Raw genomic sequence first — 14623 nt, forward strand, 5'->3', positions numbered from 1 at the left:
ACTATCATGAGACGAAAAGCGACTTTACTATTGCTCGTAACATTCGGACTACTGCTTGGCGCAGTGGCACAGGAAAAAATGAAAACAGTGATCGAACCCTTGAAAAATGAAAGATGGTGGGGAGGATTCGTAGCTTTAGGTAACCAGATGCCGTTTGGTGATCATTTGCGGATGCAGGATATGTCACGCAATAATATGAATAATCAGGTAGTTCCGTTCATGCTTTCTTCCGAAGGCCGATATATATGGGCCGAGAAATCTTTCTGTTTTGAGGTGAAAGACGGACAATTGATTATCTATTCGGATTCGGAAAAGATAGAACCGGTAAAAGCGGGGAATACACTGAAAGAAGCTTTACTGGCAGCTTCGGCGAAACACTTTCCACCTTCGGGACAGATACCGGAACCTGCTTTCTTTTCTCTTCCACAGTATAATACATGGATTGAACTGATGTATGATCAGAATCAGGAGGACATTATGAATTATGCCCATAAAGCCGTAGAAAACGGATTTCCCCAAGGCGTATTCATGGTAGATGATAACTGGCAGAGATATTATGGTAACTTTGACTTCAAATCCGAAAGATTTCCTGACCCGAAAGGAATGACCGACGAACTGCACAAGATGGGATTCAAAGTAATGCTGTGGGTTGCTCCTTATGTATCGCCGGACAGTCCTGAATTCCGTGAACTGGAAGCAAAGGGATATTTATTGAAAGATAAGAATGGACGTACAGCCATCATCCATTGGTGGAATGGTTACAGTGCCTGTTATGACACCACGAATCCGGAGGCTATGAATCATCTGAAGGAACAGTTAAAAGCCAATCAGGAGAAATATGGTATCGACGGATTTAAATTTGATGGTGGAGACGTTGCTTATATGACAGGAGAATATGCTTTTCATGATAAAGAGGCCGATGTGAATACTTTTATGGAGAAATGGGCCGAGATAGGTTTGAGCTTTCCCTACAATGAATTGCGTGCTGCCTGGAAGTTGGGTGGTCAGGCATTGGTACAGAGGCTGGGCGATAAGGATTATTCCTGGCGTGCGACTCAGTTGCTAATTCCCGATATGACTGCTGCGGGATTATTGGGACATTATTATACTTGTCCGGACATGGTAGGCGGAGGCCAGTTTGGTGCTTTTCTGAATGTGAAGAAGTTTGATGAAGAGTTGATTGTACGCTCCTGTCAGGTACACGCCCTGATGCCGATGATGCAATTCTCCGTGGCTCCCTGGCGCATCCTGAGTAAAGAAAATGTAGCGATTTGTGCTAAGTATGCCCATTTGCACCAACAAATGGGAGATTATATTCTGGGATTGGCAAAGCATGCTTCCGAAACGGGTGAACCTATTGTTCGGCACATGGAATACCAGTATCCCCATCAAGGATTTATCGATTGTAAAGACCAGTTTATGTTGGGTGACAAATACTTGGTTGCTCCGATGCTGACTTCCGGGACAAGCCGTACGGTGATGCTGCCCAAAGGTAAATGGAGAGATGATCGAGGGAAGGTATTTAAAGGTCCGAAAACAATAACAATAGATGTCCCGCTGGAGCGCTTGCCGTATTTTGAGAAGCTGACTAAATAGTAATTTCTATAATTAAAGAGAAAAGCCACGCTAACATTACATAGCGTGGCTTTTGTTTTGGGTTTAAACTACTTCTGTGTTATTTTACACGAATGATGTTGTAATTCAGGTCGCTGGCAGATACTTCCAGGCTGTCGTCAGCCAGGGTAAGGGTAGTATCATTAGCGATTACGAAATAAACAGGTTCGCTTCCGTCACTCGGGTTCAGTTTAAGAGCCGTTTTCTTTTTATTCTTTACGGTTTTCTCCACTGTCACCGGTTTTCCTTTAGAAGTGAAGGTTTTGTCTTTACCTTTGCCTTCGGCATCCAGATAAGTGACGTCCAGTGTATACGTTGTATCGGCCGCATTCGCCAGTGTGTTCAAGGTTAACACGTAGCGGATACCCGGACCGTCAGCAGCGGGAAGTACACCTTCATAAACCTGAGTTTCTTCCATAGTGGGTTCCATAACCACTGCCAAACTGTCTGCGGCTGCTTCTTCAGCTTTTGTTCCTTTTGATTGGCAGGATACCAATGCAGCAACAACGGCTGCCAACATAATTACTTTTTTCATTGTTAAGTGCTTTAAATTAATATAAAAAGTGAGTGCTATTCCTACTCTTCTTCTTTCTTTATGACAAGCAGCTTATCGACCCTCCCGCGGTCCATGTCCACTACTTCGAACTGCAGGTTTTTATAAATGAATATATCTCCGGCTTTTGGAATGCGTCCTATCAGGAACATCGCCAGTCCGCCCAATGTGGTAAAGTCTTCCGACTCGATGTCATCATAGGAGAGAATTCCCATCTCTTCCATAAAGTCCCCGATGTTCATCGAAGCTTCTACCAACAAAGAGCCGTCCTGTCTGCGAACGATTTCCTCTTCTTCAGTATCGTCCTCTTCCAGAATGTCTCCAAAGATACTTTCGGTCAGGTCGTGCAGGGTAATAATGCCCTCCGTGCTGCCATACTCGTTAACAACAACTCCGAACTTATTTTTGTTCTTCTTAAATAGCTCTAAAACTTTTTTTGCGTACAAACTTTCCGGTATAAATAGTGCCGGACGGGTGATTTCTTTCAGATCAAACTCCTGTTCGGTGCCTACCATTAAGATAATATCTTTTACAGAAACGACGCCTGCTATCTCTTCTGTATTATCATCGATCAGCAGGTATTTGCTGAAGTGTTTATCTTCGATGGTCTGAAGGACTTTTTCTTTACTGTCTGTCGTATGCAGAACGATCAGGTCGCGACGATGGGTCATCAGTTCGTTGGCACGTTTATCCGAAAACCGGAATACATCGCGCAACATTTCGGTTTCTTCTTTGTCGATGACTCCCTGTTCCGAACTTTGATGCAGAATCATTTTCAATTCTTCTTGGGTCATCAGCCGCTCTTCACTTTTCAGCCCAATCAGCTTATTAAGCAGGCGGGTAGAGATGCTGAGTAACCATACGAAAGGATAAGAAATTTTAGTCAGCAGAATCATGACGGGGCTTAACAGGGTTGCATAGCGTTCCGGATTACTAAGAGCAATGGATTTGGGAACCAGCTCTCCGATGATCAACGACAAATAAGTAATGATGACTACTGTGGTAATCATAGCGAGGTCTTTTGCATAAGGTTCGGCTCCCGGAATCATAGCGAAAAGGGGAACTACATCGTCGGCAATGGCCACTCCACCATAAGCACCCGATATGATACCGATCAGCGTAATACCAATCTGGATGGTAGAAAGAAATTTTTCGGGTTCTTCCAATTGTTTCAGTACTCCCCGTGCTGATTTATTTCCTTTGCTTACCAGGGTTTCAAGGCGTGCTTTACTTGAAGATACTAAGGCGATCTCGTACATGGCAAAAATACCATTCAGTACGAGTAAAAGAATAATGATTAAGAATTCCATATAGATGTGAATAGTTTCATGACCGCAAATTACACTAAAGTACGGACTCATGCAAAATCTATCGAAATTATTAATGAATTTTTTCAAAAAAAGTTGAGGCCGACCCTCCGGATGTGGGGGCCGGCCTTATGTAGGATCAGAAAATGTTGTATCCGGGTTTATTTATTCTTGGTGTATTCGTCAGCTTTTTCTTTAGCTCGGGCTACGCGTTTGGCTGTATCCGGATGTGAAGAGAACATTTTCTGGAATTTGGATTCTTTCGGGGCTTCGGCCGATAATTCCAATAATTTGTTCAATGCATTGTACATTGCGTATGGATCGATATTATGTTTGATGCTAAATTCAAAACCATAGTCGTCCGCCTCTGTCTCCTGTTTCTGAGAGTATTGCGCACCGGCCAATGCTTCCGCCATGGCACCCAGTTCAGAATCTGACAGTTTAGCTACAGTCGAGCTGGCAGCTCCTGCGGCATTTTTTACGGCCGAACGGAGATAAGCATTCTTCATTGCATCTTTTGAGTCTGTATGAATCACGTGTCCGATTTCGTGTCCTACTACAGCCATTACTTCATCGTCTGTCATAATGTCCATCAGACCGGCACAAATGCGTACACTGCCGTCACCACATGCAAAAGCGTTCACATCCACAACCTCGTATACGCCGAAATTTACTTTCAGTCCGTCCACTTCTTTGATGTGTCCGGTCAGTTTCTCCAGTCGTTTGCCATACTCACTGTCAGCAGCTGTCAGCGGATTGTGGGTATCCATCCATTGCATATATTCTTTGCTCATAGCTGCAATGTCGGCATCCGACAGCGTGATTGCCTTAGCTGCGTCACTTCCTGCCTGTACCACTTTGCCTACATTGATTTTTTTACCGCCGATTTTAAATTGTGCCGAGGCAGTCGTGAAGCACATTCCACATAACAGTGCTGCGATAAAAACAATTCTCTTTTTCATTTTAGTAAGTTTTTGTAATTAATAATATAGTTGTCTATGTGTTTAATATTCAAATGTGATTCCTAATGTAGGCATTAAAGTTCCGCTTTTTTGAGAGATGTATTTCATCTTATAGCGTTGTTCGGCTATCGGAGCCGACGGATTTTCGATGACTCCCGTACTCATCAATATGTCCGGCTGGCGGAACTTGCTGTTTGTCACATTTTGCAGGTCAATGTAAAAACCGAGCATACAGCGTTTCAAATAGAATGTTTTGTCAACGCGGACATCCAGTTGCCCAAAGGCCGGCAAGCGTCCTGTGTTATATTGGCCGTAATCATAATAGGGCCGTCCTTGGGCATTCCATGCCGTCACCAGAGAGGATTTGTCAATATCGTAAGGTGTGTAGGGGGCTCCGCCGATGCAACTGACCTTCATTCCCAGACTCCAGTTGTGAGGAAAGTTATAGGTTCCACTCATATTGAATATGTATCGGTTGTCCCAGGCGGAAGCTATGTACTCGGATTCTTTGTTGTTGCGGTATTCACTTTTGAATAACGTGAACGAAGTGGACAGATTCAGCTTTTGGGCTATCAGCCATTTCATCAGTATTTCTGCTCCATATGCCCTTCCTTGTGAGGTAGAACTTAATGCTTCATTCCCGATCACTCCGTAATCGTTTCCTTTACAGGCCAGAGGTATCCCGTCGACAATAGAGAATGGTATTTTATCATATTTTTTATAGAAACCTTCAATAGATAACTCGAAGGTATTGCGCGGACGCCAACTCAGCCCTATGCTTTCCTGACTGACTCTCATGTAACGGAGGTATTTGTTGACCAGTTTACCATTGTTATCTTTGAATCCCAATCCGGTATAAGGAGGCAACTGATAATACAGTCCGGCATTCCCGCTCAAGTAGACTCCATCGGTCAGCCGATAGGAGAGTGACAGGCGGGGAGACAACTGATCGGACATTCCCTTCATGCTGGAAGAGAAGTTGTTGGCATCAGTCCGTACTCCGAGTGAGGTGGTAAACCGTTCGTCGGGTGTAGCATAACTAATGGTTCCGAATAATCCCCAGCGCCAAAATCCCAAATAGGTATGATAATCGAAGGTCTTGCCTCCATCGATATAAACCCGTTGGAAAGTGGTATTGGTATATTGAGAATAGTCCAGGTTAGCTCCCAAATTTACTTTCCAGTTTCCGAACGTCGAGGCATTTTCTATCCGGAACTTGGTCTCCTGTTCCACCGAGCGTAATTTCAATGACAGGTTTTCTGCACTACTTTCGTCGTTGTTCAGATATTTGGTGTTGCGGTTATTCAGATAACTGTGGCTTATAACAACAGATTGTACATGGGCTCCGGCATAATGACGGTATACCGCTCCCAGTGTGAAGGTTTCCTGCTGAATTTTAGGTAAATAGCTGAGGATATATTCGGCTTTTTCTCCGTCAAGTTTCGTGTTCAGTTTCATGTTGTCGATGCCGCCAAGCCCCAGTACAGTCAGTTCGTTAGTCGTATTGAAACGGGTTTTCAATTTGAATTGCGCATCTGTAAATGTAGGCAGAAATGGTAGGCCCAGCATATCGAACAGGAATTGGAGGTAAGACTGCCGTACTGAAACGAGATAGGAAGTCTTTTTACCAAGATGTCCGTTAGATGCTAAAGATACCTCCGAGGCACCCAGTGTCGCCTTGAGTGAATTGCGTTCCATGTCGCCGTCACGCAATTTGAAGTCAAGCACCGAGCTGAGTGAATTGCCTTTGTCGGCAGGAAAGGCTCCGGTATAGAAATTCACTTCACGGATCAAGTCGGCATTGATGATTCCTACGGGACCACCCGATGCCCCTTGTGTACTGAAATGATTAATGTTAGGTATTTCCACTCCGTCCAGATAGAATCGGTTTTCGGATGGAGAACCACCCCGGACAATCAGGTCGTTCCTGTATCCTGCCGGAGAGAAAGCAACCCCCGGATATGACTGTACGATGCGTGAAATATCCCGGTTGGCCCCCGGACTTTTCTCGATTTCCTGCAGGCCGATGATGCGTAGTCCGACAGGACTTTCCAGATCACGCCGGAAGGGGGAGGCGGTCACTGTGACTCCTTCCAGTTCGGTCAGGTTCTCTTCCGTTTCGATTTGGATGGTAAGATCTTTAGTGGAGACAATATATTCGGGGGTAAGTACCGTTTTATATCCTACCGCAGATGCCTGAAGGCGATAAATACCGGGGGGGACTTCCTGGATGTTGAAGTGCCCTTCAGCATCTGTCACCGCTCCACGTCCCAGCCCCAAGATCAGTACATTGATAAATTCCAGTGGTTGACGGCTGGCTTTGTCAATTACAGTCCCCTTGATTTTGTGCGTTGGTTGCGCACCGGCTGCCGTGAGCAAGCCCAAAAGAAACAGGAAGAAAACAGTTTTTTTCATTGGCCTGGTTTCGATATACTTTGTGAATTCTGTGCAAAGTTATATAAAAAAGGTTTTGCCTCTCGTTTTTATCTGCTATTTTTGTGGGGAAGTTTTAAATATAAATTATGAAAACCATAAAGCTGATTACTTGTAATGATGCCGTTCAAGCTCATATCATTCAGGGAGCACTTGCTAACGAAGGCATCGACTCTCTGTTACATAATGAAAATATGTCGACATTGTTGCGAGGTTATGTCCGTGACATCTCCGGAGTAGATGTTTTGGTGGCCGATTGTGATTACGAAGCGGCCGTGCGATTGTTACAGCAGAATCAGATGATTCCTGAAGAACAGAAGTTTTGTCCTTTCTGCGGTTCGGATCAAATTAGGTTTGTTCTTAAAAAGGAGCACCGGATGAAAGCCATCAGCGCTGCCATCGCTTCTATGCTGGCAGGTGTTCCGCCGGGAGATAATCATTGGGAATATATTTGCAGCCACTGTGGAAAAGCTTTTGAGAAACCGGTTGCGGAATTCAATCCTGTTGTTCCCGAAGTGGGGGATTAAAATGGTAAACTCTAAAAAACATAGATTAAAAATGAAAAGAAGAAACTTTATTTTGGCTTGTCTGCTCTTACTCGCTTTACCTCTTAGCGCTGCAAAAGTGGATACGCTGATGGTGAAGAGCCCCTCTATGAATAAGGAGGTTCAAGTAGTGGTAGTGACTCCTGATGTTGCTTCTGGAAAACAGGCAGTGGAGTGTCCCGTGCTCTATTTGTTGCACGGTTATGGCGGCCATGCCAAGACTTGGATTCAGATAAAACCGAATTTACCGGAAATCGCAGATGAAAAAGGGATTATTTTTGTATGTCCCGACGGGAAAGACAGTTGGTACTGGGATAGCCCCAAGAATCCGGCGTACCGGTATGAAACGTTTGTTTCTTCGGAGTTAGTGAGTTATATTGACCGGAATTATAAAACGATTGCCGACCGTAAGGGGCGTGCCATCACCGGACTCAGTATGGGAGGACATGGGGCTATGTGGCTCGGCATCCGTCATAAAGATGTGTTTGGAGCGGCAGGAAGCACCAGTGGAGGTGTCGATATCCGCCCTTTTCCGCAGAATTGGAGTATGAACAAACAGTTGGGTGAAATGGCTTCCAATAAAAAGGTGTGGGATGAACATACGGTAGTCAATCAACTTGATAAAATTCAGAATGGCGATCTCGCTTTGATTATTGATTGTGGTGAAGATGATTTTTTTCTGAATGTAAACAAAGACTTTCATAACCGGTTGTTGGGGCGCAAGATCAATCATGATTTTATTACCCGTCCCGGTGAACATAACGGGAAATACTGGAATAATTCCATTGATTATCAAATCCTCTTCTTCAGTAAGTTCTTTGCCAAGAAGTAGGGAACAGGTGATAAAGAGCATTCTGGGATTATAAGTGCCACTCTTCTCCCACTGTATATGAAGCCTGGGTAGGTTTGGATGGGGCATTACTTCACTACTTCGTGAGGGCAGAGGCAAAGCCGTTCTTCTTATTCAATATTGATATTGATGGTTCTCGTATCTGTTTTCGTTTCATTGTATGCATTACCGTTTATATCGATCACAGTACCCGTAGAGGTAGTCTTTGCTATGATTCCGGTTGGTTTGCCGTCTTTATCCAGTTCATAAGTGTATTTTGTATATTCCTCCTCGTTTCCTTCCGGAGTGTTTCCGATAATCAGATACTTTGACTGGGTGCCCAACAGTCTGGCATAAATAGCGTCGGTGTGGAGGGACAGGGGGTAAATATCACAAACCTGTAGGCAGGGAAGCTGATACAGGTTCTTCGTATTTCCTACCTGATAATTGGTTTGCTGGCCATTGGCTATGATATGGCTTAAATTTCCGTTATCGTATGCCAATTCCACAGAAGAATAATAAGGTGTACCGTCTATTTCTTCGTCGATCCGAGTAAGATATTCGCTGGAATATGTGAATTTATACTTTCTGATCTGGCTGGACAATTTATAAGTGCATTCGGTGGCATATCCCGTATCTCCTAAAGTATAGGTACCCGTATTCCCGTTTTCATCCGTCAACGTCACTTCGTTGCCGGAGTAGGAAAGAGTCACTTCGTGTGTCAGGCTCTGTCCGTAGAACTCCTGTACAGTGGTGTGGGTCGTTAATTTATTGTTATTGAATACGTAAGTATCCGTGCGGTATACATCGCCTCCGTCACTGTGCAAATTTTCCTTCAGGGTCATTTGGTTGAAATCGGGAACCGGGGGAAGATTCTGCTCTTCCTTATCATCGGTACATGCCGAAACAGCCATGACAGAAAATGATAAAAGGAAACAGTATAAAAGTTTATTCATATCAATAATGTTTTATTCGCCTGCAAATGTAGTTAATAACCTCTTTATCTACCACGATTATGGTATAAAAATGCCTTCAATGTGCGATTTCTTCCCCGGTCGGATTCTTCTATCTTTGCAACATATAAAAATTGGACACTGACAATAAACTCTAAATATAGATAGCAAATGGAAACGAAGAAATTACATTTTGAGACTTTACAACTTCATGTTGGACAAGAGACTCCCGATCCGGCAACCGATGCACGTGCCGTACCTATTTATCAGACAACTTCCTATGTATTCCGGGATTCGGCCCACGCTGCCGCACGTTTCGGATTGCAGGACCCGGGGAATATTTATGGACGTCTTACCAATTCCACTCAGGGAGTATTGGAAGAGCGTATAGCGGTTCTCGAGGGTGGAGTAGGCGGTCTTGCCGTTGCTTCCGGAGCCGCAGCCGTGACATATGCTATCGAGAATATCACTCGTTCCGGTGACCATATTGTAGCTGCCAAGACCATTTATGGGGGCACATACAACTTGCTGGCACATACTCTGCCTACTTATGGAGTAACAACCACTTTTGTAGATCCGTCCGACCTTTTCAATTTCGAACGGGCTATTCGTGAAAATACAAAGGCGATATTTATCGAAACTCTGGGAAACCCCAATTCCAATATTATCGATATGGATGCCGTAGCCGCCATTGCCCATAAATATCGGATTCCGCTGATTGTGGATAATACTTTCGGTACGCCTTACCTTATCCGTCCCATTGAGCATGGAGCAGATATCGTAATACATTCTGCCACTAAATTCATTGGTGGACACGGCAGTTCGTTGGGAGGGGTTATTGTCGATTCCGGTAAATTTGATTGGGTCGCTTCCGGTAAATTCCCTCAACTGACCGAACCTGATGCAAGCTATCATGGTGTACGGTTTGTAGATGCTGCCGGGGCAGCTGCCTATATTGTCCGTATACGTGCCGTACTGTTGCGCGATACGGGGGCTGCCATCAGTCCGTTCAATGCTTTTATTCTGTTGCAGGGATTAGAGACTTTGTCTTTGCGTGTAGAACGACATGTAGCCAATGCTTTGAAGGTTATTGATTTTCTGGTGAACCATCCGAAGGTAGCAGCTGTTAATCATCCATCGCTGCCCGATCATCCGGATCATGCTATCTATCAGCGTTATTTCCCTGATGGAGCAGGTTCTATCTTCACTTTTGAGGTAAAAGGAGGAACGGAGGAAGCGCAGAAATTTATCGATAGTCTGCAGATATTCTCTTTGCTGGCCAATGTGGCCGATGTGAAGTCGCTGGTGATTCATCCCGCCACTACCACACACTCGCAACTGAATGCACAGGAGTTGGCGGAGCAGGGAATTAAGCCCGGAACGGTAAGACTTTCGATAGGTACGGAACATATTGAAGATATTATTGATGACTTGCGTCAGGCATTAGAGAAAATTTAAAAAATGGATATAGCAGCATTATTATCAGGAGGAGTAGACAGTTCGGTTGTGGTACACTTGCTTTGTGAGCAGGGATATAAACCTACACTTTTTTACATAAAAATAGGGATGGACGGAGCGGAATACATGGATTGTTCCGCCGAAGAGGATATCGAGTTATCTACTGCCATAGCTCGGCGTTACGGTTTGGAACTGGAAGTTGTGGACCTGCATCGGGAATATTGGGATAATGTGGCTGCTTATGCCATCGAGAAGATACGGAAGGGACAGACACCGAATCCGGATGTGATGTGCAATAAACTGATCAAGTTTGGATGTTTTGAACAGCAGGTAGGAAAAGATTTCGATCTTACGGCAACCGGACATTATGCTACGACTTTGCAACTGGGGGAGAAAACTTGGTTGGGTACAGCTAAAGATCCTATAAAAGACCAGACCGATTTTCTGGCTCAGATTGATTATCTGCAAGTTTCAAAGTTACTGTTTCCGATAGGAGGACTGATGAAGCATGAAGTTCGCGAGATAGCTTTGAAGGCCGGGTTGCCCAGTGCCCGCCGGAAAGACAGCCAGGGAATTTGTTTTTTAGGCAAGATAAATTATAACGATTTCGTCCGTCGCTTTCTGGGTGAAAAAGAAGGGGCGGTGATCGAACTCGAAACAGGTAAAAAGATTGGAACCCATCGCGGCTATTGGTTTCATACCATTGGCCAGCGAAAGGGGTTGGGATTGGGGGGAGGCCCCTGGTTCGTTGTGAAAAAGGATATTCAGGATAACATTATTTACGTCTCACATGGGTACGATGCTGATAAACAGTACGGATACGAATTCAGGATGAAAGACTTCAACTTTATCACAGGTAATCCGTGGAAAGATTCGACAGGTGAGGAGGACGTTACGTTTAAGATCCGGCATACACCGGAGTTTATCAAAGGCCGTTTGATACAGGATGCAGACGGTTACCGGATTATCTCTTCCGAGAAATTACAGGGAATTGCTCCGGGACAGTTCGGGGTGATTTACGATGCCGAATCCAGAATTTGTTTCGGGAGTGGTGAAATAGGATGATGCCCCTCCCGAAAATCTTTCTTTCGTTTTTTCAAATATAATATTCCGCCAAGTCAACAATGCCTGCCCGCATGGCATATTTGATGGCCTCGTGCACATTGTTCACTCCCAGTTTACGGAATATATTCTTTCGGTGACTGTTGATGGTATGGAAGCTCAGATTCTTCTCTGCGGCTATCTCTTTGGTCGTTTTTCCCAAAGCTATTTCTTTCAGGATTATTTTTTCTGTCGGTGTAAGCAGACGGTCTTCCTGCGGCACGAAAGTATGCACGGATGAAGCAGTGTTTGTATTTCCGCTTCCCGATAACAGCAGATTGCTTACGTGATTGCAGATAAAGCGTTCTTTGCGTGATGCGCATTGCAGAGCCGACATAATTTCTTCTTTGGAGTTATCTTTCAACACTACTCCGAACGCATGGCTGCTGAACAAGACCTGCCTCAGGAAGCCGATACTCAATTCGTCGGAGAACAAGAGCCAGTCCGACTCTTTGAATCGTTCCTGAAGGATAATCAGTTCATCCGCACCGGAAAAATCGAACAATGTATAATCTAAAATAACCACCGCTTGCGGATGAATGCGTAATAGCTGAACCAACTCTATTTTATTGTCGGCTTCCAGCAACAGGCTTACTTCTTTCTGCTTGCTTAACAAAAACATCATTCCTGCTTTCGTGATGTCCTGGTTATCTGCGATGATATATTCTCTCATAATCTATCCATAAAAAAACTCCGTTGCAAATGTACACTTTTTGTGCGATTTGCAACGGAGTTATGTGAATTAGTTACGAGTAGAGGGCCACTCGTTACTTTTATTACCATGAACGGCCTTTAAATACATCCGACTGACTCAGCGGAACGAGGTTACCGCTCAGAGTTAATGTATTGGAGTTGAAGTTCGGGTTAATGGTTACAGTAGCGTTATTTCCACCGTTGGTCAATGTGATAAATACCTGAGCCGAGATACCGATACCCTGTACGCTGAAGTTACAGTTTACGTTTCCTCTTTTATCGGTAGTCACTTTTACGTCCGAAGTAGTTCCATCCACAGTTACACCACCAATTCCGTTAGGGCCGGGGTACGGAGTGTTGAATGCCACCTGCACAGTTGCTCTCTGTCCATTCAGCATCACAAAGTTAGTGTTTGACGACACGAAAGCGGTCTGGCCACGTTTGAAAATCACTTGGTCGGCTTCCAATACAAACTGTTTGTCTTTGATAGCTTGTACGGCTTGTTGATACGCTACTTGGTCGGCAGCCTGTTCTTCGGCTTTCAGTCTGGCTCTTTCGGCGTCTCTTTGTGCCTTGCGGTCTGCCCGACGCACCTCCCTGTTAGACTCTTGTGCATACATCATGGTCGATGCACTTACTAATACCAATGCTACTAATGCAATAAACTTTTTCATAACTTTTTTTTGTTTAGGTTTAAAACTGTTGTTCGTTTATTCCAAGAACAACTCCCTTTTCAGATTGTTCACTTGCGTCTCACAATTTTATATCCGATAGCGGCAATCGTAATGCTCATTAACGGACTGATAATGTTGAAGAAGCAATAAGGAAGATAAACCAGTGTCGGAACACTTAATATCGTGGCCTGTGTCATTCCGCAGGTATTCCATGGTATCAAGACGGAAGTTACTGTAACAGAATCTTCCGTAGTCCGGCTGAGCAGACAGCTTTCATAACCTTTCTTTTCATATATATCCCGGAACATGTTTCCGGTCAGGATAATGCTGATATATTGGTCGGCTGTGGCGAGGTTCAGGAAGATACCCGAACAGACCGTAGAAGCCACCATGCTAACCGTATTTTTCATGAAGCGGACAAATACGGAAGTGATACTTCCCAACATTCCGCTGGCAGTCATGGCTCCTCCGAAGCACATGGCACAGATGATAAGCCATACCGTATTCATCATACCCGCCATGCCGCGGGTGGCCACAAGTTCGGTGAGCGCTTCGTTGCTTGTCTGTAAACTGGTTCCTCCATAAAGGGTCATCATCAATCCTTTAAAGATGGACTGAATGCCTTCGGAATTCTGAGCACCGGATATTTCTTGCAACAGATCGGGTTGGAAGAATACCGCAAATACTCCTGCCAATGCTGCCGACAAGAACAAGGTGATAATGGAAGGTACCCGACGGGCAATCAGTATGCCTGTTCCTATCGGTACAATCAGCAACCATGGCGTAATGTGGAATTTTCCTGCCAGTGCTGCCGAGAACTCTGCTATATGTTCTGTATTTCCGGCATTGTGTGACAGCCCGGCTACAGTGAAGATTATCAAGGTGATGATTAATGATGGCACAGTGGTTATCAGCATATAGCGGATGTGCTTGAACAGGGGGGTGTCGGTAACCGAGGCGGCTAATATCGTAGTATCCGATAACGGTGAGATTTTATCTCCGAAGTAAGCTCCCGAAATAATAGCTCCGGCGATCCATCCTTCTTCAAAACCTTGTGCTTTCCCGATTCCCATTAGGGCGATCCCGATGGTGGCAATCGTGGTCCAGGAACTTCCGGTCATAACCGATACCAATGCGCAAATAATGCAGGTAGAGGTCAGGAAAAAACTGGGATGAATGATTTGTATACCGTAATAAATCAGTGTCGGAACTACGCCACTGATCATCCACGCACCACTCAGGGCGCCAATAATTAAGAGGATAATCAGTGCGGAAGATACACCGGTAATATTGTTCGTAATAGCCAGTTCAAAGTCTTTCCATCCTATCTTGTAGAATCCCATGCCGATCAGTACACAAACAGCTGTTGTGGTCAGGAGGGACACCTGGCTGCCTCCGCTGAGTGCATCGCTGCCAAATGTGCGTATGGTGGCAAATAGCAGGGCAACCAGTACGATCAAGGGGATCAACGAGACAAGGGGCGAGGGGATTTTTTTCATGA

Annotated in this window: 13 protein-coding genes; 5 read left to right on the forward strand and 8 right to left on the reverse strand. The window is 44.7% G+C overall.

Annotated elements, in window-relative coordinates:
- Positions 1 to 6 precede the first annotated feature (6 nt).
- Positions 7 to 1596 carry a glycoside hydrolase family 31 protein gene (locus tag R3O62_RS11090; RefSeq protein WP_165016090.1) on the forward strand — a complete coding sequence of 530 codons (1590 nt, stop codon included), beginning with the start codon at positions 7 to 9 and terminating at the stop codon, positions 1594 to 1596.
- A gap of 79 nt (positions 1597 to 1675) precedes the next feature.
- Here the strand turns inward: R3O62_RS11090 and R3O62_RS11095 are convergent, their stop codons facing one another.
- The 4 genes from R3O62_RS11095 to R3O62_RS11110 all read right to left on the reverse strand — a co-directional run bounded on the left by R3O62_RS11095 (position 1676) and on the right by R3O62_RS11110 (position 6851).
- The gene (locus tag R3O62_RS11095) at positions 1676 to 2149 is read right to left on the reverse strand and encodes a copper resistance protein NlpE N-terminal domain-containing protein (RefSeq protein WP_005776056.1); all 474 of its coding nucleotides are present in this window, start codon (positions 2147 to 2149) and stop codon (positions 1676 to 1678) included.
- A 41-nt stretch (positions 2150 to 2190) separates the two neighbouring features.
- Positions 2191 to 3477, reverse strand: a complete 1287-nt coding sequence (locus R3O62_RS11100; protein ID WP_005776058.1) for a hemolysin family protein — start codon at positions 3475 to 3477, stop codon at positions 2191 to 2193.
- 158 nt (positions 3478 to 3635) lie between these two features.
- A complete protein-coding gene (locus tag R3O62_RS11105; protein WP_005776059.1) occupies positions 3636 to 4436 on the reverse strand; it encodes a M48 family metallopeptidase in 801 nt (266 codons plus the stop codon).
- A 42-nt stretch (positions 4437 to 4478) separates the two neighbouring features.
- A complete protein-coding gene (locus R3O62_RS11110) occupies positions 4479 to 6851 on the reverse strand; it encodes a TonB-dependent receptor (protein WP_250703218.1) in 2373 nt (790 codons plus the stop codon).
- 107 nt (positions 6852 to 6958) lie between these two features.
- Between R3O62_RS11110 and R3O62_RS11115 the strand changes: the two genes are divergently transcribed.
- Both R3O62_RS11115 and R3O62_RS11120 read left to right on the forward strand, forming a co-directional pair.
- Positions 6959 to 7396 (forward strand): putative signal transducing protein, encoded by a 438-nt coding sequence (locus tag R3O62_RS11115; RefSeq protein WP_005809635.1) that lies wholly within the window; start codon positions 6959 to 6961, stop codon positions 7394 to 7396.
- A gap of 31 nt (positions 7397 to 7427) precedes the next feature.
- Positions 7428 to 8246 carry an alpha/beta hydrolase gene (locus tag R3O62_RS11120; RefSeq protein WP_005809632.1) on the forward strand — a complete coding sequence of 273 codons (819 nt, stop codon included), beginning with the start codon at positions 7428 to 7430 and terminating at the stop codon, positions 8244 to 8246.
- 128 nt (positions 8247 to 8374) lie between these two features.
- Here R3O62_RS11120 and R3O62_RS11125 read toward each other — a convergent pair whose 3' ends face one another.
- Entirely contained in the window at positions 8375 to 9199 is an 825-nt protein-coding gene (locus R3O62_RS11125) for a DUF4595 domain-containing protein (protein WP_317472689.1), read from the reverse strand.
- Positions 9200 to 9367: 168 nt separating this feature from the next.
- Between R3O62_RS11125 and R3O62_RS11130 the strand changes: the two genes are divergently transcribed.
- Both R3O62_RS11130 and mnmA read left to right on the forward strand, forming a co-directional pair.
- Positions 9368 to 10654 carry an O-acetylhomoserine aminocarboxypropyltransferase/cysteine synthase family protein gene (locus R3O62_RS11130; protein WP_122143056.1) on the forward strand — a complete coding sequence of 429 codons (1287 nt, stop codon included), beginning with the start codon at positions 9368 to 9370 and terminating at the stop codon, positions 10652 to 10654.
- Positions 10655 to 10657: 3 nt separating this feature from the next.
- Entirely contained in the window at positions 10658 to 11719 is a 1062-nt protein-coding gene (mnmA, locus tag R3O62_RS11135) for a tRNA 2-thiouridine(34) synthase MnmA (RefSeq protein ID WP_032530826.1), read from the forward strand.
- A 31-nt stretch (positions 11720 to 11750) separates the two neighbouring features.
- Here mnmA and R3O62_RS11140 read toward each other — a convergent pair whose 3' ends face one another.
- From R3O62_RS11140 to R3O62_RS11150, 3 genes are all read right to left on the reverse strand, one after another.
- Positions 11751 to 12428 carry a LuxR C-terminal-related transcriptional regulator gene (locus R3O62_RS11140; protein WP_005809625.1) on the reverse strand — a complete coding sequence of 226 codons (678 nt, stop codon included), beginning with the start codon at positions 12426 to 12428 and terminating at the stop codon, positions 11751 to 11753.
- A gap of 103 nt (positions 12429 to 12531) precedes the next feature.
- Entirely contained in the window at positions 12532 to 13122 is a 591-nt protein-coding gene (locus R3O62_RS11145; RefSeq protein WP_005776068.1) for a DUF4251 domain-containing protein, read from the reverse strand.
- A gap of 68 nt (positions 13123 to 13190) precedes the next feature.
- Positions 13191 to 14621, reverse strand: coding sequence for a Na+/H+ antiporter NhaC family protein (locus tag R3O62_RS11150; RefSeq protein WP_005776069.1), 1431 nt, complete (start codon positions 14619 to 14621; stop codon positions 13191 to 13193).
- Positions 14622 to 14623: the final 2 nt, after the last annotated feature.

It is taken from the genome of Bacteroides hominis, assembly GCF_033042785.2.
Lineage (GTDB): Bacteria > Bacteroidota > Bacteroidia > Bacteroidales > Bacteroidaceae > Bacteroides > Bacteroides hominis.

Excerpts from the sequence above, each read along its gene's own strand:
- R3O62_RS11105 (WP_005776059.1), bottom strand. The coding sequence starts at position 4,436 with ATGAAAAAGAGAATTGTTTTTATCGCAGCACTGTTATGTGGAATGTGC.
- R3O62_RS11125 (WP_317472689.1), bottom strand. The coding sequence starts at position 9,199 with ATGAATAAACTTTTATACTGTTTCCTTTTATCATTTTCTGTCATGGCT.
- R3O62_RS11120 (WP_005809632.1), top strand. The coding sequence starts at position 7,428 with ATGAAAAGAAGAAACTTTATTTTGGCTTGTCTGCTCTTACTCGCTTTA.
- R3O62_RS11090 (WP_165016090.1), top strand. The coding sequence starts at position 7 with ATGAGACGAAAAGCGACTTTACTATTGCTCGTAACATTCGGACTACTG.
- R3O62_RS11140 (WP_005809625.1), bottom strand. The coding sequence starts at position 12,428 with ATGAGAGAATATATCATCGCAGATAACCAGGACATCACGAAAGCAGGA.
- R3O62_RS11150 (WP_005776069.1), bottom strand. The coding sequence starts at position 14,621 with ATGAAAAAAATCCCCTCGCCCCTTGTCTCGTTGATCCCCTTGATCGTA.
- R3O62_RS11130 (WP_122143056.1), top strand. The coding sequence starts at position 9,368 with ATGGAAACGAAGAAATTACATTTTGAGACTTTACAACTTCATGTTGGA.
- R3O62_RS11110 (WP_250703218.1), bottom strand. The coding sequence starts at position 6,851 with ATGAAAAAAACTGTTTTCTTCCTGTTTCTTTTGGGCTTGCTCACGGCA.
- R3O62_RS11145 (WP_005776068.1), bottom strand. The coding sequence starts at position 13,122 with ATGAAAAAGTTTATTGCATTAGTAGCATTGGTATTAGTAAGTGCATCG.
- R3O62_RS11115 (WP_005809635.1), top strand. The coding sequence starts at position 6,959 with ATGAAAACCATAAAGCTGATTACTTGTAATGATGCCGTTCAAGCTCAT.
- R3O62_RS11100 (WP_005776058.1), bottom strand. The coding sequence starts at position 3,477 with ATGGAATTCTTAATCATTATTCTTTTACTCGTACTGAATGGTATTTTT.
- R3O62_RS11095 (WP_005776056.1), bottom strand. The coding sequence starts at position 2,149 with ATGAAAAAAGTAATTATGTTGGCAGCCGTTGTTGCTGCATTGGTATCC.
- mnmA (WP_032530826.1), top strand. The coding sequence starts at position 10,658 with ATGGATATAGCAGCATTATTATCAGGAGGAGTAGACAGTTCGGTTGTG.